This window comes from Lactococcus sp. S-13, from assembly GCF_004210295.1.
Classification (GTDB): Bacteria; Bacillota; Bacilli; order Lactobacillales; family Streptococcaceae; genus Lactococcus.
The window spans coordinates 172,712-193,079 of the sequence record NZ_SDAK01000001.1 but is presented as its reverse complement, the minus strand read 5'-3'; the positions used below and the strand labels follow the sequence as shown (position 1 = coordinate 193,079).

17 protein-coding genes are annotated in these 20,368 nt (G+C 36.9%); 2 read left to right on the top strand and 15 right to left on the bottom strand.

Annotated elements, in window-relative coordinates:
• Together gltB and EQJ87_RS00990 are read right to left on the bottom strand one after the other, a co-directional pair.
• Entirely contained in the window at positions 1-4,482 is a 4,482-nt protein-coding gene (gene gltB, locus EQJ87_RS00995; RefSeq protein WP_130122930.1) for a glutamate synthase large subunit, read from the bottom strand.
• A gap of 154 nt (positions 4,483-4,636) precedes the next feature.
• Positions 4,637-5,659 carry a branched-chain amino acid aminotransferase gene (locus EQJ87_RS00990; RefSeq protein ID WP_130124550.1) on the bottom strand — a complete coding sequence of 341 codons (1,023 nt, stop codon included), beginning with the start codon at positions 5,657-5,659 and terminating at the stop codon, positions 4,637-4,639.
• 173 nt (positions 5,660-5,832) lie between these two features.
• Here EQJ87_RS00990 and EQJ87_RS00985 point away from each other — a divergent pair, with 173 nt between their 5' ends.
• Together EQJ87_RS00985 and EQJ87_RS00980 are read left to right on the top strand one after the other, a co-directional pair.
• On the top strand, positions 5,833-6,585 hold the full coding sequence (locus tag EQJ87_RS00985) for a mechanosensitive ion channel family protein (protein WP_130122929.1): 753 nt from the start codon (positions 5,833-5,835) through the stop codon (positions 6,583-6,585).
• 156 nt (positions 6,586-6,741) lie between these two features.
• Positions 6,742-7,263 (top strand): VOC family protein, encoded by a 522-nt coding sequence (locus tag EQJ87_RS00980; protein ID WP_130122928.1) that lies wholly within the window; start codon positions 6,742-6,744, stop codon positions 7,261-7,263.
• A 57-nt stretch (positions 7,264-7,320) separates the two neighbouring features.
• On the opposite strand, the gene EQJ87_RS00975 is transcribed toward EQJ87_RS00980, so the two are convergent.
• The 13 genes from EQJ87_RS00975 to EQJ87_RS00920 all read right to left on the bottom strand — a co-directional run bounded on the left by EQJ87_RS00975 (position 7,321) and on the right by EQJ87_RS00920 (position 20,341).
• Positions 7,321-8,097, bottom strand: coding sequence for a ribonuclease HII (locus EQJ87_RS00975; RefSeq protein ID WP_130122927.1), 777 nt, complete (start codon positions 8,095-8,097; stop codon positions 7,321-7,323).
• Positions 8,098-8,235: 138 nt separating this feature from the next.
• Positions 8,236-9,081, bottom strand: a complete 846-nt coding sequence (ylqF, locus tag EQJ87_RS00970; RefSeq protein ID WP_130122926.1) for a ribosome biogenesis GTPase YlqF — start codon at positions 9,079-9,081, stop codon at positions 8,236-8,238.
• Positions 9,082-9,168: 87 nt separating this feature from the next.
• Complete coding sequence (locus EQJ87_RS00965) at positions 9,169-10,428, bottom strand: tyrosine-type recombinase/integrase (RefSeq protein WP_130122925.1); 1,260 nt, start codon at positions 10,426-10,428, stop codon at positions 9,169-9,171.
• Between the two features lie 80 nt (positions 10,429-10,508).
• A complete protein-coding gene (locus tag EQJ87_RS00960) occupies positions 10,509-10,754 on the bottom strand; it encodes a DNA-binding protein (RefSeq protein WP_130122924.1) in 246 nt (81 codons plus the stop codon).
• 51 nt (positions 10,755-10,805) lie between these two features.
• Complete coding sequence (locus EQJ87_RS00955) at positions 10,806-11,672, bottom strand: rolling circle replication-associated protein (protein WP_130122923.1); 867 nt, start codon at positions 11,670-11,672, stop codon at positions 10,806-10,808.
• A gap of 65 nt (positions 11,673-11,737) precedes the next feature.
• Positions 11,738-13,204, bottom strand: coding sequence for an FtsK/SpoIIIE domain-containing protein (locus tag EQJ87_RS00950; protein ID WP_223804467.1), 1,467 nt, complete (start codon positions 13,202-13,204; stop codon positions 11,738-11,740).
• Positions 13,194-13,355, bottom strand: a complete 162-nt coding sequence (locus EQJ87_RS11470; RefSeq protein ID WP_190289013.1) for a hypothetical protein — start codon at positions 13,353-13,355, stop codon at positions 13,194-13,196. The genes EQJ87_RS00950 and EQJ87_RS11470 overlap by 11 nt, the downstream gene beginning before the upstream one ends.
• Before the next feature lies 1 nt (position 13,356).
• The gene (locus EQJ87_RS00945; RefSeq protein ID WP_130122922.1) at positions 13,357-13,767 is read right to left on the bottom strand and encodes a hypothetical protein; all 411 of its coding nucleotides are present in this window, start codon (positions 13,765-13,767) and stop codon (positions 13,357-13,359) included.
• A gap of 225 nt (positions 13,768-13,992) precedes the next feature.
• Positions 13,993-14,721 carry a hypothetical protein gene (locus tag EQJ87_RS00940; protein WP_130122921.1) on the bottom strand — a complete coding sequence of 243 codons (729 nt, stop codon included), beginning with the start codon at positions 14,719-14,721 and terminating at the stop codon, positions 13,993-13,995.
• Between the two features lies 1 nt (position 14,722).
• A complete protein-coding gene (locus EQJ87_RS00935; RefSeq protein ID WP_130122920.1) occupies positions 14,723-16,951 on the bottom strand; it encodes a DEAD/DEAH box helicase in 2,229 nt (742 codons plus the stop codon).
• A gap of 9 nt (positions 16,952-16,960) precedes the next feature.
• Complete coding sequence (locus EQJ87_RS00930) at positions 16,961-17,740, bottom strand: hypothetical protein (protein WP_130122919.1); 780 nt, start codon at positions 17,738-17,740, stop codon at positions 16,961-16,963.
• Positions 17,737-19,518, bottom strand: coding sequence for a site-specific DNA-methyltransferase (locus EQJ87_RS00925; RefSeq protein WP_130122918.1), 1,782 nt, complete (start codon positions 19,516-19,518; stop codon positions 17,737-17,739). The genes EQJ87_RS00930 and EQJ87_RS00925 overlap by 4 nt, the downstream gene beginning before the upstream one ends.
• Before the next feature lie 112 nt (positions 19,519-19,630).
• Entirely contained in the window at positions 19,631-20,341 is a 711-nt protein-coding gene (locus tag EQJ87_RS00920) for a hypothetical protein (RefSeq protein ID WP_130122917.1), read from the bottom strand.
• Positions 20,342-20,368: the final 27 nt, after the last annotated feature.

Below are 20,368 nucleotides of genomic sequence, written 5' to 3'. Positions count from 1 at the left end.
TTACATCACCTCCGTTACTTTTTCAAAGGTTGTCAGCGTGAGTGCGTCGCCAGACAGACCTGTTTTTGCTAATTCCGCTTCGACGGTCTTGATATGATGGTATTCTCTTGGGTAAACTTTAACGAATTTTGCCCGCTCTGTTGTCCAGTTTTCGAGAATGAATCTTGCTTTTTCTGAGTTTGTATAAGTCAAATGGTTTTTCAGGAGCACTTCGAGAATTTCATCGTCTTCTGTTTCGTTCAAATGATATAGGTCAACCATTTCGTGGTTCACATTAGCACTAAAATCATTCGTGCGATCATAAACATAAGCCACGCCGCCAGACATCCCTGCGGCAAAGTTGCGTCCAGTCTTACCTAAGATGACTGCAACACCCCCCGTCATATATTCACAGCCGTGATCACCAACACCTTCAACGACAAACTGAGCACCTGAATTTCTGACGCCACAACGCTCTCCAGCCCTTCCTCGGAAGTAAGCCTCGCCAGCAATTGCCCCAAAGAGTGAGACATTCCCTACAATTGAGGTATTTTCCACATCATAGGCTGCATCAACAGGCGGTTTTACAATTAAACGACCGCCAGACAATGATTTACCAATGTAGTCATTTGCCTCACCAATCAGAGTTACTTCCATCCCAGCCGTGGCATAAGAGCCGAATGATTGGCCTGCGACTCCTGTATACTCATAATTTACACTACCGTCTTTTAGGCCAAAGTTACCGTAACGTTCGGCTAGCCAACCTGCCATACGAGCAGTTGCGGTACGATTCGTATTTTTAATCGTATCGTGTACAGTTGCTTTTACTCCGGCATCAAGTGTTGCTGCTGTAAAATGATCAAGCTCTTGCCATTGGTGCGGGTTAGCAAAGGGATCAGAATGTTTTGGCGCGATAGGGAGGCTTTGCCCAAGCATACGGCTAAAATCTAAACCACGCATCTTATCTGGCAAATCATCTTTGGACTGCAAGAGTTCTGCATGACCTACCAATTCATCAATCGTTCTAAATCCAAGCTCTGCTAGGAGTTCCCGAAGTTCTTCAGCCATGAAGAACATGAGACGTACAATATGCTCTGGTTTGCCCATAAAATTCGCACGTAATTTCGGATTTTGGGTAGCAATTCCTACGGGACAAGTGTTCAAATGACAATTTCTCGTCATGATACAACCGATTGCGACAAGAGCTAAACTACCAAAAGAATACTCTTCTGCGCCTAACATTGCAGCAACTGCAATATCTCGTCCAGTTACTACCTTCCCATCAGTTTCAAGCGTCATTCGATCGCGTAAATTGTTCATTGTTAAAGTTTGATGCGCTTCAACAAGACCCATTTCCCACGGAAGCCCAGCATCCCGAGTAGAATTTCGTGGACTTGCTCCTGTGCCTCCATCATATCCAGAGATGACAACTTTATCAGCACCAGCTTTGACACAACCCGTAGCAATAGTTCCAACTCCTGTTGAGGAAACCAGTTTGACATTGATTTTTGCATATGGATTGATTTGTTTGAGGTCAAAAATAAGCTGAGATAAATCTTCAATAGAATAGATATCATGATGGGGTGGTGGAGAAATTAAGCTGACACCTGGAGTGGAGTTTCGTACTTCTGCAACCCATGGGAATGCTTTTTTACCTGGTAATTGTCCACCTTCACCTGGTTTTGCACCTTGGGAAATCTTAATTTGGATTTCTTCTGCAGACATCAGATAAGCAGCAGAAACGCCGAATCGCCCTGATGCCACTTGCTTGATTTTGGAATTGTAGATTGTACCATAGCGTTTAAGATTCTCACCACCTTCACCCGAATTGGATTTGGCACCAATTGAGTTCATCGCTTGGGCAAGACATTCGTGCGCCTCTTTAGAAAGTGATCCAAAACTCATCGCCCCAATTTTGAAGCGTTTTACGATGGCTTGAGCTGGCTCAACTTGGCTAAGTGAAATACTCTTACGGTCTGATTTGATTTCCCAGAGATGGCGTAAACTCGTTGGTGATTTTTGAGCTTCTTCATTTAAATATTGGCTGTATTTTTTGTATTTTTCATAGTTGTTTTGACGAACAGCGTTTTGAATTTCGTAAATCATCATTGGATCATAGATGTGATGCTCACCTTCATCAGCTCGATATTGGAAACTTCCGCCTGTTTCTAATAAATCACTTGAGCGGTGGCCGTAGGCTTTTTCATAACGCGCCCGATATTCATTTTCGAGCTGTGCAAGGGATAGTCCACCGATTCGACTGCTTGTTCCGGCAAAATATTTGTCAACGAGCTCTTTGGATAATCCAATCGCCTCAAAGAGCTGCGCGCCCTTGTAGCCGACAATGGTGGAAATTCCCATACGGCTCATCACTTTGACAATTCCTTTTTCGGCAGCTTGACGGAAATTTTCTAGGTGTTCTGGTGTCCCCATTCCCCAATCGCAAAGGGTAGCATAAGCACCGTAAGGGTGAATCCCTGAGGCACCATAGCCTACCAAAGCTGCAAAATGATGGACTTCGCAAGCTTCTGCTGTATCGACGATTATGGCAAATTTCGATGCATTGTGTCGCCCAAGCATATAGTGATAAAGTCCCGATAGAGCAAGAAGAATCGGCATTGGCACTTTATTTTCAGCAAAATCACGGTCTGATAAAACAATAATTGTTGCACCTTGGTTGATGAGTTCTTCTACTTTGTAAAAAAGTTTATTAAGTGCATTTTCCAGAATGTCGTTTTTATCGTACAACGTTGAAACAACTTCTGTCTGATAATGTGGACTTTTCAAAGCTAATACTTTTTCGAAATCAGAAGTTGACAGTACTGGACTTTCTAGCTTAAGTTTACGAACATTTTGGGCTGAAATTTCTGCTGGATTTCCATCTTCACCTAAGTAAGTTTCTGTCCCAATGACAATCTTTTCTCGAATGGCATCAATAGGCGGGTTAGTGACTTGGGCAAATTGTTGCTTGAAAAAATTGTAAAGCGATTGCGATTGACCAGAAAGAACGGCTAAAGGAGCGTCAAATCCCATTGAAATTGTAGGCTCATTCGCTGCTTCTGCCATGGGTAATAGGACAGTTCTGATTACTTCATCGGTATAGCCAAATAATTTCCAAAGGGTCTTCAAGTCTGCTGGAGCAACAGCTGGTGTTTTTTTACTTTCGCTCAGTGCTGAGACGTGTTTTAGACCAGCTGATAACCATTCTTGGTAGGGGTGCTTATTGGCGTAGTAAGCTTTGACTTCTTCGTTACGAATAATTTTTCCTTCTGCTGTATCAACCAAAATCATATTTCCAGGGCCAAGTACGGATTTTTCGACGATTTCACTAGCAGGAATATCTACAACGCCAGATTCACTAGATAGGATAATGAAATTATCTTTTGTCACAAGATAACGGCTTGGTCGCAGACCGTTACGATCTAGTCTGGCACCAACGGTTGTTCCATCAGTAAATACAAGGGCAGCTGGGCCGTCCCAAGGGGCAATATGGGCCGTCGAGTATTCATAAAAAGCTTTAAGTTCTGGACTTAGACCGGTTTTTTCTCCCCAAGCCTCTGGAATCATTGCTAACAAGCTTTCAGGGAGTTCGCGACCGTTGCGATAGAGATATTCCATGCAGTTTTCTAGCTTGGCAGAGTCGGAATTTTCTTCATTATACATCTCAATGTCATTGACTTTCATCCAGTTTTCTGCGCCACGCAAGGTGTTGATTTCACCATTGTGCGCCAAAAAACGGAAGGGCTGTGCGCGGTTCCATGATGGAAAGGTATTGGTTGAAAATCGACTGTGCGTCAGGGCAATAGTACTTTTAAAAATCGGATTCGATAGGTCTGGATAGAAGAGCTTCACCTGATAAGCGTGCAACATTCCTTTATAAACTACTGTTTTGCTAGATAGTGAACAAATGTAAAGTTCATCTTCTTCAAAACGCTTTTCCAAAGCACGGCGGATTTGAAACAAATCTGTTTCAAAATCAGAGATTTTGCTGACGGAATTGACTTTTTTACTGACGGAATTTTCGGTAAGTCTTTTTTCAACAAAAACTTGAACAAAAGCAGGCATAATTTTTTGTGCTGTTGCTCCGCAAGATTCATAATTAAAAGGAACTGAACGGGTAAAAAGCACTTCATGTCCCTGTGCCTTAATGGCCGCCTTGATTGCTTCCAAAGCTTGTCTTTGTTTATTTTCTTGACGGGATAAGAAAAATTGACCCACGGCATAATCGCCAAGTTTGGGCAATTTCACTTCATTTTCGTCAGCAATCTGGCGGAAAAATTCATCTGGTAACGCCAACAAAATTCCCGCACCGTCACCCGTTTCTGGCTCTGCACCTGTCCCGCCACGGTGATTCATGCGCGTCAGCATCGTCAGCGCGTGCTCCACCAATTGGTGACTGGCTTTTCCATCAATTTGGGCGATGAAGCCCATGCCACAAGCATCTGACTCAAAGGAAGGATCCCAAAGGGTCGTTTGTTGGGCGTATTTTGCTTCTTTATTCATAACAACCTCATTTTTACGATTTGATGTTTCTATTTTACTAAAATTTTTATGAAATATCAATATTTTCTGACTATTCTATATAAATGTAAAAGACTTTTTACACGTATTAAAAAAAGGACTGAGAATTTTCCCTCAGCCCCACTTCACTACTTCTTTAGTCTACTTTGACAATCCAGCCCTCTGGGGCTTCAACGTCGCCAAATTGAATACCAACTAATTCATCATACAATTTTTTAATGGTTGGACCTACTTCTGTCTCCGAATGGAAAGTGTAAGAAGTTTCTCCATCATCAATTCGTCCGATTGGTGAAATAATTGCTGCCGTTCCACAAGCTCCTGCTTCTACGAATTTGCCTAAGTCTTTAACCAAGACTTCGCCTTCTGTCGCTTTCAAGCCCAGACGGTGTTCTGCCAAATACAAGAGGGAATATTTTGTAATCGATGGCAAGATTGATGGACTCAACGGTGTGATAAATTCACCATCCGCAGTGATTCCAAAGAAATTCGCTGCGCCAACTTCTTCAATCTTTGTGTGAGTTGTTGGGTCAAGGTAAATGGCATCAGCATAACCTGATTTTTTAGCGCCAACTTCGGCTTGTAAAGAAGCGGCGTAATTTCCCCCAACCTTTGCACCACCAGTCCCTAAAGGAGCGGCACGGTCGTATTCACGAGAAATTACAAAGTTTGAAGGTGCCAATCCGCCTTTGAAGTAAGACCCAACAGGCATTGCAAACACCGTGAACAAGTATTCTGTCGCAGGTTGAACACCAATGATATCCCCCACACCAATTAATAAAGGACGCAAATACAAGGTCGCACCAGTACCATATGGCGGAACAAATTCTTCATTTGCTTTAACAACTTGTTTGATAGCATCGATAAACATTTCTGTCGAAACTTCCGCCATGCAAAGGCGGCGAGCTGTTTTTTGCAAACGTGCTGCATTTTGATCTGGACGGAACAGTTGAATTGATCCATCTTTAGTGCGGTAGGCTTTCAAACCTTCAAAACCTTGTTGACCATAATGTAAGGCTGGTGAAGATTCGCTCAAGTGCAATTGATTATCCGCAGTTAAGTTGCCTGCATCCCATTTTCCATCTTTATAATGTGCCACATAGCGAAATGGCAAGTTTCGATATTTAAATCCTAAATTTTCCCAATCTAATTCCATTACGATAACATCCTCCAAAATTTTTTTGTTATAATAGATTATATTCTTTTCTGAAAAATAAAACAAGGAAATATTCACGATAGTCAATAAAATTTCAAACAATTTAAATTTATTTTTCTGCAAAACTTGATAATTATAGGATTTTCAAGCCTTTTTTTAAAGAATAAAATGGAGGAATCATGAACATTTTACGCACAAATTGGCAAGATTTAGGTGGTCTTTTACTAGATAAATTGCTGACAATCATTTTGGTCAGCTTACTTTTTTTCATTCTCTACCAAGCAAGCAGTCGCATTGTCAAAAGGCTATTTAAAAATTACAGTGAGCAACGCTGGACGGACACTTCCCGTATTTTGACCCTCTCGCGATTGACCACTAGCGCGCTACATTATTTAACGGTCTTTCTCTATATTTACACCGTGCTTGGACTAATCGGAATTCCCGTAGGCAATGTTTTAGCGGGTGCTGGGATTCTTGGTGTGGCGCTTGGTTTTGCTGGACGTGACTTAGTCGCTGACATTATCAATGGCTTTTTTATCATCGTTGAACATCAGATTAACGTTGGAGATACGGTAGTTTTTGCTGGTCTAGATATTGAAGGTGTAGTAAAAACCGTTGGTATCCGCTCTATCACTTTGATTGGCGATGACGGCGCAACGACTTTTATTCCCAACCGAAATATCGCGGCACTCAAAAACTATTCTTATAAAGAACGAACCATTAACCTTGATGTCGCAGTCACTAATGAGACTTTAGCTGAGGTCAAGGCGCACATTTTGGCTGTCAACGCCAACTATCCCCAAGCTCAATTTGCAGGGATTGTTAACATTGAAGACAAACTTTTCTTACGCACAAAGTTGACTGCCCCTTTAACCAAACTTACGCCTTTGAAAATGGAACTTTTGGACAAATATTACGAGAGAAAATACTGACGGATTCCTGATTTGGCAAAATTTGCTAGAAAAAATGCTGACGTAAATTTACGTCAGCATTTTTTCTAACTTTTTTGCTTCATTTTGCATATTGTTTTCGTCTCTAATAATTTCATGATAAAATTATGATATTAACTTAAGAAATGGAGAACAAATATGACAAAACTCAAATTTGAAGGTGTCTTACTGACAGTAAAAAACTTCCAGCGCGCGCGAGCTTTTTATGAAAATTTGCTTGATCAAATCCCCATTGACAATACGGACTGCAACGAACAAATCATTACTTATGAAAGCGGCATTAGTCTTGCCTCAGAAAGTGCTTATCTGAGTTGGCTTCAAGTCGATAAACATCCGCATTTCAAAACCACACGACGAGCCAACACCTCACAACTTTATTTTGAAGTGGACGATTTAGACGCTTTTCATACGCTGCTCACTTCAAAAATTGTCGTGGATTGGATTCACAAACCTATCGATTCGGGCTACGGCACGCGGACTATGCGCTTTTACGACTATGATGGACACACAATCGAAGTCGCTCAGAGTCTCCCTGTTCTTGTGCAACGCTCTTTTGCCCAAGGGATGAAAATTGAAGATATCGCTGAACACTTCGATCTTCCTATTGAAACCATTCAAACATTTCTCCTTGAAGTTGAAGTCAGTAAAAAAGCCAACTAAAAAGTCAGCCTAAGTCCTGTAAGTTCCAAAAGTTAAACCAATTCTAACTTTTGGAACTTATTTTTTAACATTTACCATTGATTTAATAGGTTCATAAGACTTACGATGAATCGGCGTAATCCCTTGTTTTTCAAGCGCCGCCAAATGTTTCGCCGTCCCATAGCCGGCATTATGTTCAAAATCATACGCCGGATAACTCAAAGCAAAATCATTCATCATCTCGTCACGTGTCACCTTGGCAACAATTGACGCTGCTGCAATTGATAAAGACTTTGCGTCTCCGTGAATAATTTTTGTCTGTGCCACGGGAAAATCCAACTGCATCGCATCAATTAACAAATGCTCTGGCTGGATTTTGAGCTTTTGTAGTGCTTGAATCATGGCTAATTTTGTTGCTTCATAAATGTTGATTTCATCAATTTTTGCTGCATCAACCACTCCAATGCCAATTGCCAAAGCTGATTTTTGAATCTCAGAAAACATCTCATGGTGCCGTGATTTTGGTACCTTTTTGCTATCATTTAGACCACGAATTTTACAATTTTTAGGCAAGATAACCGCCGCCGCAACCACTGGACCAGCAAGAGGGCCGCGCCCCACCTCATCAATTCCTGCAATCAGTTCAATACCCTGAGTATACAAGTTTTTTTCAAATTCCAACATCCGCTCAAGGCGCTCATTTTCTGCAAGCTCCGCCAATATTTGCTTCTTGCGTTGTTTGATTGCTGAAATTACCCCTGAGCGTTCGTCTGCTTCAAACGCAGTAAATTCAGGTGCTGACAAGTCTGTCAAGCCTGACAAAATCACTTTTATATCCTTTATGGTCTGCGCCATTATTTCCCTCTCTCCTCATTTCTTCAAAAAATCACTGACGTAATTTCCGTCAGTGATTTTACATAATAATAATTACGTAAAACACTTCTAGAAATTTACGTCAGCAAATTCTCTGCTTATTTTTTTGTGAAATTAGGTTCAGTCAGCTACTACTTCATCCAAACAGAAAAGCCCAAGTTTACCATCCCGAACATCTTTGACAAACATCGTATAAAAACGATCATAATCATCTCGAAAACCAAATCGCGCAGTCAATTCCATGATCAACTCAGGAATCTCCAACTCCAAATCTTCCTCGCTCATTCGATAACGCTTCATCGTCACCGAACGATAATTTTTCAAAAAATGAGTCAAACCAAAAATTGTCACTTCATCCATTGGCAACAAGTCATCTTTGATTGCCCCTGTCAAAGCCAGTTTCAAACCAACCAATTGATCCTCAAACTTCGGCCACAGAATCCCTGGTGTGTCTAACAGTTCTAGCTCCTTATTTGTTCGAATCCACTGCTGTCCCTTAGTCACACCCGGACGATTTCCTGTGACAGCTACTTTTTTGCCCGCCAAGCGATTCATCAATGTTGACTTCCCAGCATTAGGAATCCCGATAATCATTGTACGCAAAGTCGTACGCGCAATCCCTCGCTCTTTATCATGCGCCATTTTATCAGCCATCAATCGCTTCGCAGCTACAGTCAATCTTTTTGCCGTATATTCTTCTTTAGAATTGATTGCCAAAGTCACAAAACCCTGCGCATCAAAATACTCAATCCAAGACGCAACAGCCACCGGATCCGCCAAATCAACCTTATTCAGCGCAATAATTCGTGGCTTGTCCCCAATAATTTGACTCAACATTGGATTACGTGAAGCCATCGGCAAACGTGCGTCCACCAATTCAATCACAAAGTCCACATATTTTAAATTTTCCTGCACCTGTCGCCGTGCTTTGGACATATGCCCTGGAAACCATTGGATATTACTCATTCTTATAACTCCTTGTGTATCAAGGCTTTTCGAGCTTTGATAATTTAATTTTTTATTTTTGGGCAGTTTTTGGGCAAAATTGCTGAATCAGCATATTTTGCTTTCATTTACTTCCACTTTATCAATAAAGCGACTAATTGCTTCAACTGATTTTTGTTGTGATGCACTCATCAAATGAGTATATCCATTTGTTGTCGCTTCTTGAACGTGTCCTACACGAGCTTGAACCTCTTTTAAAGGAACTGTTGGGTCATTGCGTAATACTGAAATATGAATATGCCTAAAGCTATGAGGAATAGCATTTTTAGTCCATTCAAAACCATATTTTTCTTTGCAGTCTTTTTTCAAAACTTTATTTACTCGACCCAAAATTTCTCTAAAACTGTGTGAAGTAATCGGTGCACCATACTCAGTTCTAAAAAGAAAATCAAACTTTCTAAAGGCTTGTGATGGAAAATTATCCATGTGTTCATCCAACTGTTTATTTCGTTCGATAACTCGCTTTAGAGCTTGTATAACAAATTCAGGAAGCTGTTCTACACGTTCACCTGCGTCTGTCTTAGTTGTATCAAGATAAAACTCATCAATTTTTAAATCATGTGCCTGTAATGATTTATCAATCGTAACCAAATGATTATCAAAATCAATGTCAGAAGCAGTCAAAGCTGATGCCTCTCCAATACGACAGCCAGTACCAATAAGAAATAAAGCAAGGTCATAGTAATTCTGATTTCTTCGCATTTTCAGTTCTGACAAAAAAGCTCTCACTTCATGCTCATCTAAAAATTTCTTTTCAAGTCGCTGTTTTTTCGCACGTTTTTCTTCAACAGTTGCATTTAGTTTAACAACCTTTGATGGAGAAAAAGGAATAGCATTATGCAAAACACCATAATCAAAAATTTTATTCAGCGTGCATTTGATATGTTGCATCGTTGAGTGTGTGGATTGATACTTTTCTCTATACTCATTTAAACAATTTTGAATGAGTAGCGGTGTAATATTTTCAAGTAAAATATCATCAGCTATCAGATCTGAAAGCCTATTGATAACAAGTTTTTCACGTTTGACAGTTTGAATTTTAACAGTAGTTTGCCAAACTTCAAACCAACTTGTTTTTAAATCAAGAAATGTAGTCATTGATGAACCTTTGAAAAATCCTTGTTTTTTAGAAATAATTTCATCAATTTTATCAATTAACTCACGTTCAGCTTGCCGTCTTGCTCGTGCCGTATTCTTGTGATACACCACAGATGCACGCTTTTTCTTACCTGTTAGTGGGTCAACATATCGTTCAGCAGCTACATAAAATAATTTCCCACCTTTATTTTTTCTTTCTTCAAAATACATACTTTATCCTTTCCAAGTGACGATATGAAAGATGATAAAATAGAATTTGATTAGCAAGTTTCATTTTACCATTATTTGTGCTATTTTGCCATAACTCTTGAGTAGCCATGCTGTTTCCAATAAAGAAAATCTTCAAAAATTTCTAGGTTTATAAAGACTAACTTATGCGTTGGATTGATTACACCATTTCTAAAGCGTTTATTGTCACGCATTTCAGATAACCAACGGTTCAGGGTGTAAATATTGAGATTTTCGTAACGCATTAAAATCCCTTTCTTGTTCGTCCAAACAGCATCATTTTCAATAGACGTATTTTTTATTTTCATATCGTACCTCAATCTGTCATCAACCAAATATGATATAATGACTTTACAAAATTATTTTTGGAAGTCCTGATTGCCGTCAGGGCTTTTTGTGTTTCTTAATTTCCATACTGTTTCAGGAGGGGAGTTTTGAATCAGTTCACCTTCTTCTGAAATGTCAATGCGATATATAGAAACATCAGCTTTAAATTCATTATCAAGTAAATTTTTCTCACCTACAACAAATGATGGCTTGAAATCTTTGAAATAATTATCTGAAAGCTCCTCATAAGAAATTTCAGGTTGTTTCAATCCACGACTTACAAAATATCTAGGCTGATTAAACGCACTAGGCACTTCAATTAATTCTGCCGTGATATATTTTGCAATGTAACTTGATGCTTTTTCTTTACTCTGAATTTTAGATACAGTGCTAAAGCCATTTTCCCAGTTTTCGGCATTATATATCTGCATTCCATTTTTCTGAATAAGTCGATTACTTTTTAGGTAACGAGCTTCAATAAGCGGTGGGGAGAGTTTACCTGTAACACCATGGAAATGTATTCGCCCTGATTTATGAAGTTCAGGAACAAAGAGAAAATCAAATTTGCCATATTTTTCCCTTTGATACTTTAACCATGCTTGAAGTCTTTTCCTTGAGTAGGTATAATCCTTAGCATTTACTTTGGTATCATCTAATGTTAAAGTCCAAAATAAATCAAAATCATTGGACTGACAATAATATTTTATTTTCCGCTTTATCCGAAAAGCTTGTTCCAAAGCACGTCTTTTTTGCCGTTCTTCATCATCACTATCATTATGAGCTTTTATATTTCTATCATTTTTATCAGATGGTACTGTTATTCGATTTGTACCATATTTGATAATTTCAATATGGTCTTCAAACATTATTATTTTTGAATTATATTTCTTCATATCCATTACTCGTATTTCATCAGCTTATCTTGCGTGTATGTCAAGTAGTACACGCAAGACTAACTGAGTCGTCATTGGGCTTGTGGCGAGCCACCGCCCTGCGCCTCAGTTAATTTTAGTAAAGTTGCTTTAAAAGGTAATTTTTCATCGTCATAATAGGGAGAGTAAAATACTCTGGGTGTTTCCCAATTAAGGGCATCTAGCCAAATAATTCCCTCGTAATTTGATGAATCTGCTTGAGGTAAATCTTTCAAGTTCATGGAAAAAAGCTCCTGTGCTTGAAGTTGCGAGGTTTTTCCGAGATTCACAATCATACCTAAGTTACTGCGTACTGTTGTATCTCCTAAAAGGCTAGCTGGAAAGGCTTGTCCTGAGATTAGCAATGCGATTGATGCTTGTCTTGATTTGACAATAAGAGATAGAATTCTATCTGAAATTTGTGGCATTAATCTATCCGCTGGCTTTTTCAACTTATCTGATGCCTGCGTTGCAGAAGCAAGAGCTAGTAGTTCATCGCAAGCAATTAAAATCGTTCCTTTATTAGGAAATTTCTCGATAAAGGTTACATCATTTTCATCTGCCAAGTCACGATTCATTTCATCATAGCGTTGATTCATAATTGCAATAGCATTATCTAATAATTTTAAGCAAGCCTCTGCAGTAGTGGCGGTGGGGATTTTTGCAAATTTTCCTGATTGTGCTAGAAAAGATGCTTTTCCATCTATGAGCATGAGTTTATTGTTATTGTCATTCGCCATAAAAGAAATAATGATAGATTTTATTAAGCTGGTTTTTCCGCTACCAGTTTTACCGAAAATACCTATCTGCGGTTGCTTCTTAATATCCCATGAAAGTTGTGTCGTTAGTGGGATATAAACCATATTAGATTTTTTGAGTTTCCTTAAATCATCAATTGCTATTCGTTCATCCGCATGATGAGAAAATACCATTTTAATTGAACCACTTTTTATGCTATTGTCTTCTAGAATCCAAACATCATTCGTTTCTTTCATCAAGAAACCTAGTAATCTACGTGCAATATCTTTTTCCATTTCAAAATGAACATGCCCGCCAGTTTTTAGAGTTATTGTGATTTTTTGTTCTGATGCCGAATAAATCCATTTAACAGATTTAGTAAAATTAAATGAATCATCATGTTGTGTTAATATATTGGCTTCTTCTGTAAAATTTCTCAAAAGCGATTCTAATTTCCATTTCTCAATTGGAGAAAATCGGGAATGAAAGAAGTTCCATAATAAAGTTACAAGTATTCCTAAAATGAGAACTGTCAACATCACCATAAGAGGGAATTTATCAAAAATTAGTTTTCCTTGTGAAATGCTAAGTAGAATATTTATGGAATTGCACCAAATCATTATCAAAATGGTAAGGACAATCCAAATTTTTAAAACAAGTAGATAACATTGTTTCTTTTTGTATGAAATTTGAGCTTGATTCTTATCAACAGTCAATTTGCTCGAAAAGCCCCACATTGGAGGCAATCGAGTAAACCATTCAACAAACTTTTCAATCTTCACAGTCGTCAAACTCTCCTTTCATCTTTCCAGTTAGGATGTCCCTAGCAATAGAAATTAAATCTAAAGCACGTTTTTTGTTATAAGTATCATCTTTCAAGCAGTATTCAATTTCATTCAAATATGCCCAAACACTTAGTTCTTTTTTGTTCATCTTACTTACCTTCACTTTCTTTTTCGCTGATGTCTAATACTAATTTCAGACTACGCCAACCTCCGGCATTTCTTCCTTGCCCTTGTTCCCACTTCAACATGACCTTTGCATCTTTCAATAAGATTTCTGATCCAACTAAATCACTGGCTGAAAGTTCAATCAAATCTTGTTCACTGCCAATCAATTCAAGCGGGTATGTCTTTAGCTCTGAAATGTCTGCGCCAGATTTTTGAATGATTTTTGCCAAATCTGAATCAATGAATTGACAAGAGATTTTAGCCACAGAGCCTTGGATTGGTTCACCTGATTCAGCGTAACGTGGTGACTTACTGACCGCTTGAATCGTCGCAGTTTTGGGTACTACAACATTTGAAATAACAACTTCAGATAATTTTGTTTGTCCTAGCAACATAAATTCCCTCCAGTAACCATTTGCGACTAGCTACATCAATATTTTATGGTAGAGTTCGCAACCTCATTGCATCTACCGAAGCGCTTCGATAGATTTATTCTATTAAATTTTCATCAGTTGCTAAATCTGTGCAAAAGTGTTTCTAAAAAAATAAAAAAAGCACCTATTTTTTGAACAGATGCGAAAAAACCTGCCAATTAAGACAGGTCATGAAAAAATATTTACTTACAATAACTTAATAAGCTCAATTTTTAGTAAAGGAACAATTTTTTTTTCAGAGAAATTTTCTAAGGCATCATTTAATTTTTTAAAACCAAGATATTCATTGAATTCTGTTCCATCTAGGACTTTTGATGTTCTTTCATCAAAAATCCATTCATTTGTTTCAGCTATTTGGAATATAAGATTTGTTACATTAATTGCTTTTGTGAAGTCTAAAAATTCATCATTCAGTTCTTTCTTAATATTATTATAAATAAACTGGGGTACATCAGTGACTACTTCATTCAAATTATAGGCTAAATCCGTGAAAGAAGTCTTTATGATAATGTTGTTACTGTTAATGCCATCTTGGAATATTTGGAAAAACATATCTTCTAAATATTGTTTAATTTCTTCTTCGCTTCCCCATAGCATTTCGTGAATGCTAGAAAACTCTAAAACATTTGCTAATTGCGTGTAGTATTTCGCAGGTATTAGATACTTTGTTTTTTTATCCTTTTGGTCATTAACCATGATTTTTGAAATAACATTTATGTCATACTCTCTCTGATAACTTTCAGCATCATCATAGTTTTTCTTTGAACTAAATCCAGCAATATTATAGTCTGTCAATTTCTTTTCTTTATTTTTTAATCTTTCAGAATTTAATTTCTCCTTTTTCTTCCTTAATCTTTCAGAGGTTAATCTAAAAATAAATTGACTTGTATTTTGAAATTCAACTTTCTTTGCCATTTTACATACCAAACAATTCGGCAACAGGTTTCCATTTATCAGCTACCATCTCATCTTCCCATTCACCATCATTAAGATAAAATAGTTCTTCATTCACATCACGAACAAATGCCCATCTGCAATTATATTCTGAAGCATATTTTTTTAATGCTTCATATTTTGCAGTTGCATAAGGGTCAATATTCTTATCTTGTCCTTTATTATTTTCTCCACCTTTCGTTTCAATGATATAAATATCTCCGTTTTTCATTTGAACAATGAAGTCAGGATAGAAATGAGAAGCACCACCATTTGTAGTATAAACAAGCGAAAAGTATTGCGTGCCCTTATCTCCATTTTTATAAACAAAATCAACATTTTCAAAATGTTCTTCAAGCCATCGTTCCATCAAGCGTTCAACAATACTTGGACGAACAGCAATAGATGCAGTTGTATATTTTTCATAAGCACTTGTTTCAACAATTTTTGCATCTGCTAGTTTGGGATTATAAGTATAACGCTCAATCAATGGAATAGTAAAATCATTTTTCTGAATATTATTCAAATCAAAACTTCCCTGAACAGATTGCGCAACATCCGTTTTTCTAAATTCTTCTCGCAGTTCTCGCCAGTTATTTAAGATAAATGCCGTCCATTCATTCGCTGACATTTTGGTAATGGTATTTTTTCTTCGATTATCGCCAAACAAGAAGAAAATTCTAAGCATTGCTTCAATTTTTGAAACAGGCAGATGTAACACACGGTCGAGTTCATGGAACGCATGAAGCAAATCAATACGGTTATCTTGATAATCAGCTTTTATATATCGTTCACGGTCTTGCAATTTATCAACGTGTTCAAGTGTATCAAAGCGCCCTTGCTTAAAAGTTGTAACAATTTCATCGCCCATGGTATAGCCTTGATTTTTTAAGATGAGATAGTTTGCATCTAAATCTTCTGTAAAGTTTAAACGTTTCTTTAGTCCATCATATACATTATTCAAAATCAATTTTTCGTTTAATACCGCATCATATTGAAGCACACGCTCAGAAGTCAATTTTAAACTTTTTGCTTTATCTTTGAGATCAAGCAAAGGAGTTGGTGCAACTGCTCCACCTTGTGCAAATGCGCCATTTAAGAAATCTGTGTCGAAAGTATAAAGATAAGCATTATCCAGAACATCTATATCATAATGCCCACGCCAAGGTTGAGGCATACGGCGAATCCGTCCAAGCGTTTGAATTGTAAACTGTTCACCCATATTCTCACGTATTTTAATAAGAATTTTTGCTCGTGGGGCATCCCAACCTGTTGCAATCGCTTGTTTGATAATCAAATATTCAACTTTGTTATCTAGCTTTGAAACATCAATGACATTGCGCTTTTGCTCTGAAAGCCAAATACCGAGTTTTCCATCTTCATAAGTTTTTTGCATTTTTTCTTGAAGATGCTGCTCAATGCGTAGAGATAAATCAGGTGTTGATTCATCTGGAAGCTGGACAAGTACCAAAGGATTTACACCAATGACACCATTTTCTGAATAACTTTTTACAATCGCTTGTCGCTTTTTCTCCGCAGCATCAAATAAAATCGCAAATTCATCTTTACCATCAAGTTTGATGTCTATTTCTTCATTAACAACGACAGCACGAGTAATCAAACCTGATGCAATAACAGCCTCTTCCTCTACTTGATAAAATTCAACGGTATCAGGTGTATTCGGATCATCTATCGTTGCCGATACACGTACCGTTTTAGAAGCATTAAATCGGGATATAATTTCACGTGCCTTTGAGGTATCATTTCGGTGTGCTTCATCAATAATCACGATGAAATGACGATTATTTTGAACGGCTTTATCAATCTTATCGACAAGATTATCACGCTCACTATCTGTCAGCATTGCTTTTGATTTCTTTCCGACAACTCGCTCATAGTTGATAAATGTAGCAGAACCTCGTTCAAATCCATTTAATAGCGCATCATCAACAGATTGTGCTTTAATGCTTGAAAAATTATTGGCTTTATCTTGTGACTGTTCCTCTAATTCGCCAGCACCTGGTGTAAACCACACAAAAGCAACATTATCAGCCGTTGAACGAATATATTCATCAATCCACGATAAAAGCATGATAGTTTTCCCTGCTCCAGTTGGTGCTTTGATGGTTAGGTTATTTACGCCATATTCAGGTGCTATAAAGGCAAGAAGTTTATCTACCACATCTTGTTGGAAATATTTTAAATTAATCATTTAGATTCCTCACTCTTCTAATGAAATCATTGATTTTATATCAAATTTTTTTGAATATTTGTTGTAGTAATTATATTTATTAATTAAAGCTACATTCGGTAGCAAAGGCGCAGGTGCCTTTGAGTTTTCTTCTGTGTACATGTATTTATTGTTAAAAGCCCAAACAACAAAGTCAACGTCAGATTTTATAAATGACTTCATAAAGTTTTTATCAAAAAAGGGAAGACTTAAAAAAATATCTCTACCTTGAACTCTTAGTTTTGATAAATACATCGTTGAATCATCGACAATTAAGAATCCAAGTTTTTTGTTAGGATAGTTCTTTCTATAAGCTTCTACACTAACCAAATGTTTGTTACAGATTCGAGTGAAATTGTTCAAATATGCTCCATAGTTATGATGGCTAACAGAATTATCTGGCGTAAAAGTATCAGTTTCAGGGTTATACCTTGTATCCCCGTGCGCAATAATCATTAAATCTTCATGAAATGTGCCCTTTGGAAAATTACTCATCCAGCTTTCTACATCCCGTAATGCTCTAGCATCTGCCTTACGTTGAGGATTATTTTTTCCCTTCTTAGAAGTGACTATATCATCAATTTCGAACATCTCAATCATGAAATCATCAGAAATAAAATCAGGTCTTGTACTTGTATTATCAGTCCAAATTGCTTTTGTTATTTCATCAAGTAGTTTTCGTTCTTTTTTGGATTTTGCATATAACCCTTCTGACTGTAGTACGTTTTTAAAAATATCCCATTCTGTTTCATTGCTGAAAATTTTAATCATTTACTCCACAACTCCATTCCAAAGAAGTAATTAGGAATTTCTTGCACTTTGATTTGTAAGTCCGACAAGACTTGATTTTGTTCTGCATCTCGGAAAATATCGGGGTGCATGAACAAAGTTGAATAAGCTACCAGCTCATTATTTTCAATCAAACTTTCAAGCTGTCCATCTGTAATCACAATTTGAACTTTAGGATTAACAATGTCAACTGTAAATTCAAGTTCCACAAGTGGTGTGATATATCTTAAAAGCTCATATTCGAGTGAAACATTAGGGAATTTTTCTTTGATTACAAAATCAGTTTTGAGATATTTCAAATTCATTGGTTTTGCTTCATATTTTTCAGTACCCGAAGAAACACGTTTCATCCGTTCATAAGTTACTTCCTCGGCAATATTATTTTCATTATTTGTTGCAAGAATAAATTTACGATTTCCGCCATCTTCATTGTTGAGTTCTGCTACAGCTTGTCCAGTCGTTCCAGAACCTGCAAAAAAATCTAAAATAATCGCATTTTTATTACTAAAAGTAATTGATTCTAACAACTCTTTAGCCAAGCTGACTGGTTTAGCATATGCAAAATCATTTTTTCTAAATCCTAATTTCTCTAACTCAAGTGAACCGTCAGATTTCAAAGAAATAATAGACCTCAGAAGCATTCTGTTGGTATCCTCTAGATAATTGATACTAGATATTTGAGTTTTTTCATCTTTTGCATACCAAATCCTACCTTTTAAATATCCTCCATCCTCCAATTCTTGAAAATCTCCATTCAAGGCATCTTTCAATGTTTCATAACGCCATCTCCAACCTCTATCTGGAACTTTAACTGGATTTTTAGTTTTAGGATGCAAAACATCATATCTAGGTCCAAAAGTATTTGCATTTGGCCATGACATATTAATTTTTCCAAATATCTTATAATTATTGTCTACATTATTATATAGTGTAATAGCTCTTGGAAATTCATTCTCACGATAATACTGCTTTAACATATTCTGTGATTCAAGTGGTGTTTTCCCTGATTTTTTTGCATTTTCTACTAAAGAAAAAATTTCTTCTAATCCCTCTTTTTCAACTAAAAACTCATTCTTTTTGTTTTTGCTATACACTAAAATATACTCATGAATTGCACCGATTCCTTTATCATTTTTAGGGACGCGCTTATTCCAAATCAAGTTTTCTACAAAGGCATCTTCTCCAAATAACTCATCTAATAATAACTTGATTTGTGCGTATTCATTTTCATCAATATGAAGAAATAGAACCCCATCATTTGTAAGCAATCTTTCAGCAATTTTTAAGCGAACATTTATAAAGCTAAGCCATTTTGAGTGAATATAAGAATCATCGTTAAGTATCAATTTGTCATTATATCGAAATGCTCCTTCTTTAGTTCCTGTATTATAAGGTGGGTCAATATAAATTACATCAATCTTCCCAAGATGTGTTTTTTCCAAAAGATGCAAGCTGTGCAGATTATCTCCCTCTAAAAGAAAATTAAAATCTTCCGAATCTGGATTATCGTTGATTTTCTTGCCTTGATCTTCGACAAAAACAGGAATTTTCGTTTTCATTTCTTCCTCAACTAACTCGGCGTGTTCTTCCCAGACTAAGCCATATTTTTTCGAGTTAAGAAGTTGAATCAATTTTTCAAGTTTTGGAATATCAGAGTCACGAGCATCAGTTCTCGCTTGTTCAATGAGGGACTTTACAAAGTCGATGGATTCTTGTTTTTCATTTTTATGAGGGCGGTCATCAAAGGGAATTTTAGGCATTATAAAACACCTCCAAGAATCCTGTTGGAAGTATTTTTTGCGTATGGTAAAAAGAGGTAGTATCTACCTGCTGTGCTGTGCTGTTCAATTTTAGTCATCGTCCTGTTCTTTGTCAAATATTTGCTTTGTTTTTAAGAGGTATATTTTCTTTTTCTTGAAACATTTTCCCTCTTTGTCTTAATACCAGAATAAATACATCAATACATGAATAAATCAGTTGATGTAATTCTAAATATTGCTCTTCAATAAATTCTGTTTTTGAACCATACATCGTTAACCCAAAAGCACCATCATCTAAATCTTGATACATTGAATAGAAATGTCTTAAGGTGGGATGAACATATTTGGAAAGATTCTTATATGGTTCGTTCACATCATAACCGACTTTATTCTTGTAAACTTCACAGAGTTCTTTACCTGTTAACCGCCATCGTATGCCTTTTTTATCTGGTGCTTTCGTTAATTCCCCAGTTTTGAAATACTCCTTAAAAAAGGAATCGTAATCAGAACTAGGAACTTGGAGAAAGTAGATTAGAGACATAGTTGCATCCAGTAAAGAACGAGTTAGAATCGCACAAGGAACAAATCTTTTCCCAAAATAGGAACTCTCAATATCGTCTAATAATGCCATTGCAAAGTTTATTGTTGGAAATAAAAACAGGTCATCTCTAATCATTTTTTCGTTTTTAAAAGCATTAAGTAGTTCTTGCTTTAAGGCATCGTTTATTTTTAACTGCTTATCATCACCGTGTATTTTAATATAAAAACATCCTTGCTCCATTCCGTCTCCTCTATCATAATAAATTAATAGTTGTTTTAACAATAGTTATATTATAGCAAAATCTTTGCC

Excerpts from the sequence above, each read along its gene's own strand:
- EQJ87_RS00985 (WP_130122929.1), top strand. The coding sequence starts at position 5,833 with ATGAACATTTTACGCACAAATTGGCAAGATTTAGGTGGTCTTTTACTA.
- EQJ87_RS00925 (WP_130122918.1), bottom strand. The coding sequence starts at position 19,518 with ATGCCTAAAATTCCCTTTGATGACCGCCCTCATAAAAATGAAAAACAA.
- EQJ87_RS11470 (WP_190289013.1), bottom strand. The coding sequence starts at position 13,355 with ATGAACAAAAAAGAACTAAGTGTTTGGGCATATTTGAATGAAATTGAA.
- EQJ87_RS00965 (WP_130122925.1), bottom strand. The coding sequence starts at position 10,428 with ATGTATTTTGAAGAAAGAAAAAATAAAGGTGGGAAATTATTTTATGTA.
- gltB (WP_130122930.1), bottom strand. The coding sequence starts at position 4,482 with ATGAATAAAGAAGCAAAATACGCCCAACAAACGACCCTTTGGGATCCT.
- EQJ87_RS00940 (WP_130122921.1), bottom strand. The coding sequence starts at position 14,721 with ATGGCAAAGAAAGTTGAATTTCAAAATACAAGTCAATTTATTTTTAGA.
- EQJ87_RS00930 (WP_130122919.1), bottom strand. The coding sequence starts at position 17,740 with ATGATTAAAATTTTCAGCAATGAAACAGAATGGGATATTTTTAAAAAC.
- EQJ87_RS00945 (WP_130122922.1), bottom strand. The coding sequence starts at position 13,767 with ATGTTGCTAGGACAAACAAAATTATCTGAAGTTGTTATTTCAAATGTT.
- EQJ87_RS00975 (WP_130122927.1), bottom strand. The coding sequence starts at position 8,097 with ATGGCGCAGACCATAAAGGATATAAAAGTGATTTTGTCAGGCTTGACA.
- EQJ87_RS00955 (WP_130122923.1), bottom strand. The coding sequence starts at position 11,672 with ATGGATATGAAGAAATATAATTCAAAAATAATAATGTTTGAAGACCAT.
- ylqF (WP_130122926.1), bottom strand. The coding sequence starts at position 9,081 with ATGAGTAATATCCAATGGTTTCCAGGGCATATGTCCAAAGCACGGCGA.
- EQJ87_RS00980 (WP_130122928.1), top strand. The coding sequence starts at position 6,742 with ATGACAAAACTCAAATTTGAAGGTGTCTTACTGACAGTAAAAAACTTC.
- EQJ87_RS00935 (WP_130122920.1), bottom strand. The coding sequence starts at position 16,951 with ATGATTAATTTAAAATATTTCCAACAAGATGTGGTAGATAAACTTCTT.
- EQJ87_RS00960 (WP_130122924.1), bottom strand. The coding sequence starts at position 10,754 with ATGAAAATAAAAAATACGTCTATTGAAAATGATGCTGTTTGGACGAAC.